Genomic DNA, 7,680 nt, shown 5'->3' on the forward strand with positions numbered 1-7,680 from the left:
TTTAGTTGATAACTCATATTTAATTGCCAGATTAATTTCTTGCAACTTCTAGATTTCTGGTTCTCTTAAAGCTGATGGCTCTCTCAGGCACAAGATTTTCTATAGCTTGTACAAACTTCTGAGTAGCTCCGTTAACCTGATTGGTATTATCCCATGTTAATGAATACACAACCTGATTAGAATCATCTAACAACAGAATTTCTCTATAATTTTTGCCTTTTTCCAAGCTTCTATCTATCTTTTCTCCACCATTCTCTAAATTAATAGTACTGGCTTTCAAATTTTCAAAGGCTTTTTCATCAACCGTAAAATTAGTTCTGTTCGTAATTTCGCCATTCTCATCTTTTACTACAACCACCTCACCCATTTCATCTATCGAAATCTGATACTCATGCTTATAAGCATCTGAAGATGGCATATCTAAATAAGATAATACAATTTTCGATACTGTCGGGGGCACGTCGTTGTAGTAAATTCTTTTCTGATTATTAGAAGTTCTGTCTACAAAAACAATTTCTTTAAAATCATCTTTTGCCACCGCCACCACGGCCGATTTATCATTTTCTGATGATTTCACCTCTTCGTAATACACATAAAGGCTATTATTCTTAGGCTGTACGGTTGTGATAACGGGTTTGGTTTTGCTTGATTTTGAGCCTGATATAGCTACTATAAAGTTGTTCACAAAATCTTTACTGCTAATGGCAGGAGCCGCATTAGCTTCGTTGATAATCGCAGGTTTAAAAAAGTAGTTCATCTGCTCATAATTAGTAAACACATGGTACATAAGACTTGAGGCAGATACAGTATTCTGAAGTGCAAAATCCTGACTAAAACGCTTAGTAGTATTTTTCTGAGACTGGGCCGTTGCCACTGTTGCCAATAGCAACAATAGCAGAATGCTATTAAGGTAATTTTTCATAATATTAAATTTTTAAAGGGGTTCAATCCCTTATAATTATGAAAAAAGCATTCCATCAAGCTTTTAAAGCATGTCTTAACAATAGATAAACAGCGAAGTGAGGAATTAACACCCCAATTAGGCTATATTATGCCAAAGTAGTTATTTTATAGATTCAAAAGGCCTTTTATTCTCCACAAAGCAACTCCAATCAGTACACCAATACTATCGGCAACAGCATCGTACCAATCAAAATTACGATGAAATGATTCAGGAAGTATTGCCTGCCAGAACTCAATCAGTATACCATACAGGAAGCCCAACAGAATAGTCTGGGTGTATTTACCAAAGGCCCCCTGCCAGCAAAATGCCCATGCTGCAAAGGCAAGAAAATGTTCTGCTTTATCATTCAGACTAGGAGCAACCGGAAGATGTGTACTTGGAAAACTACACAAAACAAAAATAACTAATGAGATAGTGAAAGCTAAATATTTATTAGAAAAGAACCGATTAATATCTGACTTGAAACTCATTAAGAATGGCTTTTTATTAGTAAATACAGTCCTAAAAATACATCAAATAGAATTAAGAAACAGGTTATACTATTATTTTTTTACTAACAATATAATCAAAAGAGTTTTGCAAGATTATTGCTAATAAATATCTAATGTTAGCTTATTCCTTTCCTTTAAAAATGTGGTGTTTGGGTTTGTTCAAAGTACTACATTTTCAAATAGCAGTGAAAACCCTAAACAATCAAATGAAAAATATTAACTATAAAACGCTTCATTACATCAAGTGCCCTGTCAAAATCTGACAAAGCACCTGAAAGTATTGATAGTACAAAACAACGTAATCATTATATAAAGTCTCTCCAATAGTCTGATTATACTAAAAAACTCCTTGAACACTTTGAAAACAAAATTCAAAATCGGAAATATAAGAGATGCCAAGTCTGGGATGCCAATCTTGGATTACAATGCACATAACCACTTTTGATATGGAGAAAAAGAAAATCAGGACAGAGGCATTAGTAACTATGACGAACAATTATTGCATGCCAGGTGCAATCTATGCGCCCCTTACCCGTTTTTTTGAGGTATCTTCTACTACCATAGTAAAATGGATAGAGAAGTATTCGGATTTTCAGGAATCTATCAAAACACAAGCCAATAAAAGGGAGCAAAAAAAGGTTACCAATATGGTAGGAACCTTTTTAAATGACAATAGCGATAAGTTGCAAGTACCATCCACTAAAACGGAGCCAAAAAAGGTTGCCAATGTGGTGGGAACCTTTTTGGAAGACAATAGCGATAGTTTCCAAGTATAAGCCACTAAGGTGGAGCCAGAAAAGGTTACCAATATGGTGGGAACCTTTTGGAGCGAGGCGAGTGATAGTTTCCAAGTACCAGCCACCAGAGTAGAACTGGAAAAGGTAGCCAATACAGTGAATACCTTTCTGACCGAGGGGAGCGATAGTTTGCAGGTACCGAACCACCAGAGTGGAACCGAAAAAAGGTTACCAATTCGGTAGGAACCTTTTGGAGCGATGGTGTACAGTATCATTTTACATCCTTGCCCTAAAAGGTTAAACAAGTTCAATTATATAAATATAATGATTCTAATTTTTTTTAATATTTAATGAATAAAATGCGTTGTAAGGCATACAACTCAAATTCTTTACAATAAAAAATATTAAATTCGCAGACATAGCAACAATACCACCATTGAATCATGGCAGAAGCGACAGAAAAATCTTTAAACTTCATCGAGCAAATCATTGAGAATGACCTCGAATCAGGAAAATACGACGGACGTGTACTAACCCGTTTCCCTCCTGAACCTAATGGGTATCTTCACATTGGGCATGCAAAATCTATTTGTTTAAATTTTGGAGCTGCCCAGAAATATGGTGGACAAACGAATTTGCGCTTTGATGATACAAACCCGGTTACGGAAGATACAGAATACGTTGAATCAATTAAAAACGATGTACAATGGCTAGGTTTTAATTGGGCTAATGAATTTTATGCCTCTGATTATTTTGAGCAATTATATGAGTTTGCTAAGAAGCTGATTAATAAGGGCTTGGCTTACGTTGACGACAGCACTTCGGAAGAGATGGCAGCTATGAAAGGCACGCCTACAGAACCTGGTATTAACAGCCCGTATAGAAATCGAACCATAGAAGAAAATATAGCCCTGTTTGAAAAAATGAAAAATGGGGAATTTGCAGAAGGGACGCATGTATTAAGGGCCAAAATTGATATGACATCAACGAATATGCTGATGCGTGACCCTATTATCTATCGTATCAAATTTGCCAAACATCACCGTACTGGTGATAAATGGTGTATTTATCCGATGTATGATTTTGCTCACGGTCAATCAGACTCGATTGAGGGTATTACACACTCTATTTGTACGTTAGAGTTTGTACCTCACCGTGAATTGTATGATTGGTGTATAGATAACTTAGAGATTTTCCCTTCGAAACAATATGAGTTTGCCCGCCTGAATCTGACATATACAGTTATGAGCAAGCGTAAGCTCTTACAATTGGTTAATGAAGGCCACGTAAGTGGCTGGGACGACCCTCGTATGCCTACTATTTCAGGCTTACGCCGTAGAGGTTATACACCGGAAGCTATTCGTGATTTTTGCGATAGAATCGGTGTAGCAAAACGTGATAACCTGATAAGTGTAGGTTTATTAGAGTTTTGTATAAGAGAACAGCTAAATAAAATAGCTGCCAGAGTAATGGCTGTACTCGACCCACTAAAAGTAGTCATTACAAATTATCCTGAAGGTGAAACAGAAATTTTAACGACTGAAAATAATCCGGAAGATCCTGATAGCGGTACGCGTAATGTTCCGTTTAGCCGTGAAATTTATATAGAGAAAGATGATTTCCTTGAAAATCCTCCAAAAAAATATTTCCGTCTAGCTCCGGGACAAATGGTACGTTTGAAAAGTGCCTATATTGTTCGTTGTGATGAGGTGATTAAAGATGAAAATGGCGAAGTAGTAGAATTACATTGCTCATATATTGAAAACTCAAAAAGTGGACAAGATACTTCAGGAATTTCAGTAAAGGGAACGATTCACTGGGTATCAATTGCTAATGCACTACAAGCAGAAGTAAGATTATACGACCGTCTTTTCAAAGTAGAAGACCCAGGTAATGAAGAAGGTGATTTTAAGGACTATATCAATAACGAGTCTTTACAAACTATTACTGCCTATGTTGAACCATCTCTAAAAGAGGCTACTGTAGGCACCAGATACCAGTTCTTACGCAAAGGCTACTTCTCTTTAGATAAAGATTCAACTGACACTCAATTGGTATTCAACCGCACAGTAGGCTTGAAAGATACCTGGGCAAAAGAAACCGGAAAATGATTTTTATAAATAATAATAAGGCCATGTAAAAGTGTGGCCTTATTATGTATAATGATTTTTGGATAACTTATTTAAATCATTGTCTAAAATTTAAGAAATAGCTAAGCTTTTAAACCAGAAATGCCCTTCTCTACATTTAAGCAGAGAAGAGCATCATTTGAGAATACTTATACAGTGTTATTTTTTCGATAAATACCAATCTGTATCTTTAATTCCTCCACTGACCGCCCAACTTTCAAATTTAGTATATGATTCCTTAACATTTTTCCCTTCCAACGGATAAGAGAACGATATAGGCGTACTTAATGCCCACGGCTCATTATTAACTGATTTGAATGGGTCAGATGATAATTTACTACCTGTCATGTTTTCAATCAAACGTTTATCTATCTTATCTGTTGCAGCATAACCTACCATATGCACTTCACTTCTTCCGGTGCTATTCTCGGTATTATTGATAATAAACATATTCAATGTCTGATAAGTGAAATTATCAAGGGGTGTGGTAAATTCTATAGTAATCACTACATCTACGGGCTTATGACTGCCACCATTTTGCGTAGATATAAATGGTGTATCTGAAACTCCAAAAGCCTTGTGTGCATCGTCAACAATAGTCACTACAGCATTGGTCTGCCCTGATTCTACCCCATTTGAACCAAGTTTTAAATTATTACCAACTAAATTTATACGTGAATAGGTAACTGATTTTACACTTCCGGTAGGTATACCATCCAATTGTACTGCAATCGAATTACGCTTAGAAGCTCCAACAGAGATAAGACTACCCTTTAAAATAACTTTTGTTGTCTTATTTGAAGTATTCTGATACTTAACAATATTCATATCCACAACAACATCGTTCATATCATAATCACCAAGTTCAGGCCAGTTGTCTTCAAATGCGTAAGAAAATGTGCCAAGATTAATCTCTGATACAGTCTGATCAGTTGGAGTTGTACCTGCTCCCTTGTCATTATTTCCACCTGCGTTACAAGTGGTTCCTGCAATAACAACAGTGGATTTGTCAAAAGCAACTATTGTTGCAGGGCTCTCTACAATATAATAGGTACTCCACTCGCCATTAGGCGTATGATCAGAACAAGCTACCTCAAGATTACCACCATAAGTAATTGCCTGCCATTGCTTGGTCACATCTACCTTTTTTAAGCGAGCCAAAGCCTTACCCGTTGAAGGGCCATTTATATAATTTCTATTACTGCTAAACTCTGCAATACCTGTTATTTCCAGAATACCCCCTGAGGCAATATTATATTTCGTTCCACTACCATCTACATTGGTAATAGTTAAAATGGCCTTGTCAATTACATTGACGATTGCGGTATTTGTGATTAAGGTTCCTATTTTTGTATAACACGCGGCTTCTAAAGTAGCATTAGTAAGATCGGCTGTTGTTACCGTTAAATTCCCTTCATTCCGAATCTTGGTAGTTGCTGTAGTACTCTTCAAGCTCTGAAATGTAGCCGTTCCAAAATTAGTAAAGCTGCCATTTGAGAAAGTAGCCTTTGTGGCCGTTAAAGTTCCATAATTTACATATAAAGCCTGATTAGAAGTACTTAAATCTGCTAATGAAGCTGTTCCATAATTTAAGAAAGCTCCCTCTGTATTCTGAATTACGTTGTTCAGATCAATTTTACCTGAAGCAGTGGTATAAAGAGCGTTATTATTACCCAGGGTCATGGTATAGCTCTTGTTAGTCCATGTTCCCTCAACGTAGATTTTCACGCCAGTTGTGCCATTATTAGCATTGATTTGCCCCGTGAAAGTAATTCCAGATTTAATCACGTAAGATTTACCTGATTCTACTACAACTGTTGCACCACCAGTTAAAGGTAATGCGGCTGGAGGAACAACAACATCTGTTGGCGATGCTATTCTGGATGAAGAATCTGTTGGCGATGCTATTCTGGATGAAGAAAATGTACTAATATTGCCTTCTCTAAGTCCGTTCGGAGAAGCTATTAACGAAGTAACGCCAGCGGTCTTAAGCATAGTAACAGAAACGATGCCAACAGGTGAAGTTTGTTTCAGATATACATACTGAGATAAGGTAGGTATTACTATTTTACCAGTAAAATCCTGTCCTTTTTTAGCTACACCAGCCCCTAACAAATTAGCTTTTGTTCCCAATTTCGGATCGTTGTCGAACAATTCCAGGCGATAAAAATACTTTCCTGCAAATTTATCATCGACAGTAACCCTAAAATCTATTGTCTTTACTGATGACCACTTAAAGTCTGAAGGAACTGTCGCTCCATTAGTAAACAATTTTGGAGTAGCTTTTTGTGTTTCCTTAGAGAAATCTACCTTGACGCAGCTTGTACACCATAGAATAATTCCTGTTAAACCTAATAGAAAAAAATGAAAATTAAATTTTTTGTGCATAAATTTTGTGCGCATGGTAGTGAAGTAATTAATACTTGTGGCCTATTTAAAAATATTTAACTATTGGCTTTATCGACCAAATCTTATACCAAAGATTTGAAAATTTAAGTTGGAAAAAGAAAAACAGGAAAAAAGAAGACTAGATTTATTAAACGGCTACATTCTTTCCTAACTATTTATACAAAGTTGCTAATAGTAATGTAGACTCAACTTAGATTTTCGATGTTTGGAATAAACAAGCCGGAATTTGGTTATTTTCAAGCTTTTGGACTCGAATTTGTAGGGGAGAGAAGAATTATGTAAAATAGAAGGGATTGTAGAGAAAAAGCTTTACCCGAATTAGAAAACAGGAACTTGAGTCAAACTAACCATATTACATAGTTAGATTTCATATGTATCACGATTTTGCAAATTGTTTAAATCTGAGCCAATGTTGACATTAATGGAAGAGGAAAATAGGCGCTAAAATTTATAATTCTATGAATTTTAGAAAACATAACCTATATAATTTGCGGAATCGGACTATGAAGATTTGAAAACCTGCATCTTTTGTGACCATTTTGCCGGTTATTATTCAAAAAAAGCCCCTAAGATTTCTCTCAGAGTCTTTTGTAATAAAAACTGGGTGGACGGCTAGGCGCCCCCGGCCAGCCCATCTACTTACTTTTCCGAGGATGAACCGGCAGTCGCACTGTCACAAAGCGTTTGCCGGTACCATCAGCGGTGCGGACTAGGCGTCCCCGGACTAGGCGTCCCCCGACTGGCCGTCCGCGCCTAACTACTCTGTTCGAGGTGAGAAGAGGTGTTAAGGCACAAAAAAAGCCCCAGAATTACTTCTGGAGCTTTTATAATAAAATCCTGGCATCTACTTACTCTCCCGAGGATGAACTCAGTACCATCAGCGGTGCGGGGCTTAACTACTCTGTTCGAGATGGGAAGAGGTGAACACCCGCCCAATGGACGCCATGAAG

General features: G+C 36.9%; 6 protein-coding genes and 1 rRNA gene. 3 read left to right on the forward strand and 4 right to left on the reverse strand.

The window, feature by feature from the left end; translation table 11 throughout:
• Positions 1 to 31: 31 nt before the first annotated feature.
• Together D0T08_RS17730 and D0T08_RS17735 are read right to left on the reverse strand one after the other, a co-directional pair.
• A complete protein-coding gene (locus D0T08_RS17730) occupies positions 32 to 922 on the reverse strand; it encodes a hypothetical protein (protein ID WP_116984009.1) in 891 nt (296 codons plus the stop codon).
• Positions 923 to 1,068: 146 nt separating this feature from the next.
• Positions 1,069 to 1,434: a VanZ family protein gene (locus D0T08_RS17735; RefSeq protein ID WP_116984010.1), complete on the reverse strand. Its 366-nt coding sequence runs from the start codon at positions 1,432 to 1,434 to the stop codon at positions 1,069 to 1,071.
• A 467-nt stretch (positions 1,435 to 1,901) separates the two neighbouring features.
• Here D0T08_RS17735 and D0T08_RS17740 point away from each other — a divergent pair, with 467 nt between their 5' ends.
• The 3 genes from D0T08_RS17740 to D0T08_RS17750 all read left to right on the forward strand — a co-directional run bounded on the left by D0T08_RS17740 (position 1,902) and on the right by D0T08_RS17750 (position 4,303).
• Positions 1,902 to 2,231, forward strand: coding sequence for a hypothetical protein (locus tag D0T08_RS17740; protein WP_116984011.1), 330 nt, complete (start codon positions 1,902 to 1,904; stop codon positions 2,229 to 2,231).
• 33 nt (positions 2,232 to 2,264) lie between these two features.
• Entirely contained in the window at positions 2,265 to 2,435 is a 171-nt protein-coding gene (locus D0T08_RS17745; protein ID WP_158561287.1) for a hypothetical protein, read from the forward strand.
• A gap of 200 nt (positions 2,436 to 2,635) precedes the next feature.
• The gene (locus tag D0T08_RS17750) at positions 2,636 to 4,303 is read left to right on the forward strand and encodes a glutamine--tRNA ligase/YqeY domain fusion protein (RefSeq protein WP_116984013.1); all 1,668 of its coding nucleotides are present in this window, start codon (positions 2,636 to 2,638) and stop codon (positions 4,301 to 4,303) included.
• Between the two features lie 177 nt (positions 4,304 to 4,480).
• Here D0T08_RS17750 and D0T08_RS17755 read toward each other — a convergent pair whose 3' ends face one another.
• Together D0T08_RS17755 and rrf are read right to left on the reverse strand one after the other, a co-directional pair.
• Positions 4,481 to 6,709 carry an LruC domain-containing protein gene (locus D0T08_RS17755; RefSeq protein WP_158561288.1) on the reverse strand — a complete coding sequence of 743 codons (2,229 nt, stop codon included), beginning with the start codon at positions 6,707 to 6,709 and terminating at the stop codon, positions 4,481 to 4,483.
• Between the two features lie 856 nt (positions 6,710 to 7,565).
• Positions 7,566 to 7,677 (reverse strand): 5S ribosomal RNA (rrf, locus tag D0T08_RS17760).
• Positions 7,678 to 7,680: the final 3 nt, after the last annotated feature.

Origin of the sequence: Emticicia sp. C21 (assembly GCF_003418935.1) — a bacterium.
In the GTDB taxonomy this organism is placed as follows: Bacteria; Bacteroidota; Bacteroidia; order Cytophagales; family Spirosomataceae; genus Emticicia.

Coding starts and splice junctions, on each gene's coding strand:
- D0T08_RS17755 (WP_158561288.1), bottom strand. CDS start 6,709: ATGCACAAAAAATTTAATTTTCATTTTTTTCTATTAGGTTTAACAGGA.
- D0T08_RS17745 (WP_158561287.1), top strand. CDS start 2,265: ATGGTGGGAACCTTTTGGAGCGAGGCGAGTGATAGTTTCCAAGTACCA.
- D0T08_RS17750 (WP_116984013.1), top strand. CDS start 2,636: ATGGCAGAAGCGACAGAAAAATCTTTAAACTTCATCGAGCAAATCATT.
- D0T08_RS17735 (WP_116984010.1), bottom strand. CDS start 1,434: ATGAGTTTCAAGTCAGATATTAATCGGTTCTTTTCTAATAAATATTTA.
- D0T08_RS17740 (WP_116984011.1), top strand. CDS start 1,902: ATGGAGAAAAAGAAAATCAGGACAGAGGCATTAGTAACTATGACGAAC.
- D0T08_RS17730 (WP_116984009.1), bottom strand. CDS start 922: ATGAAAAATTACCTTAATAGCATTCTGCTATTGTTGCTATTGGCAACA.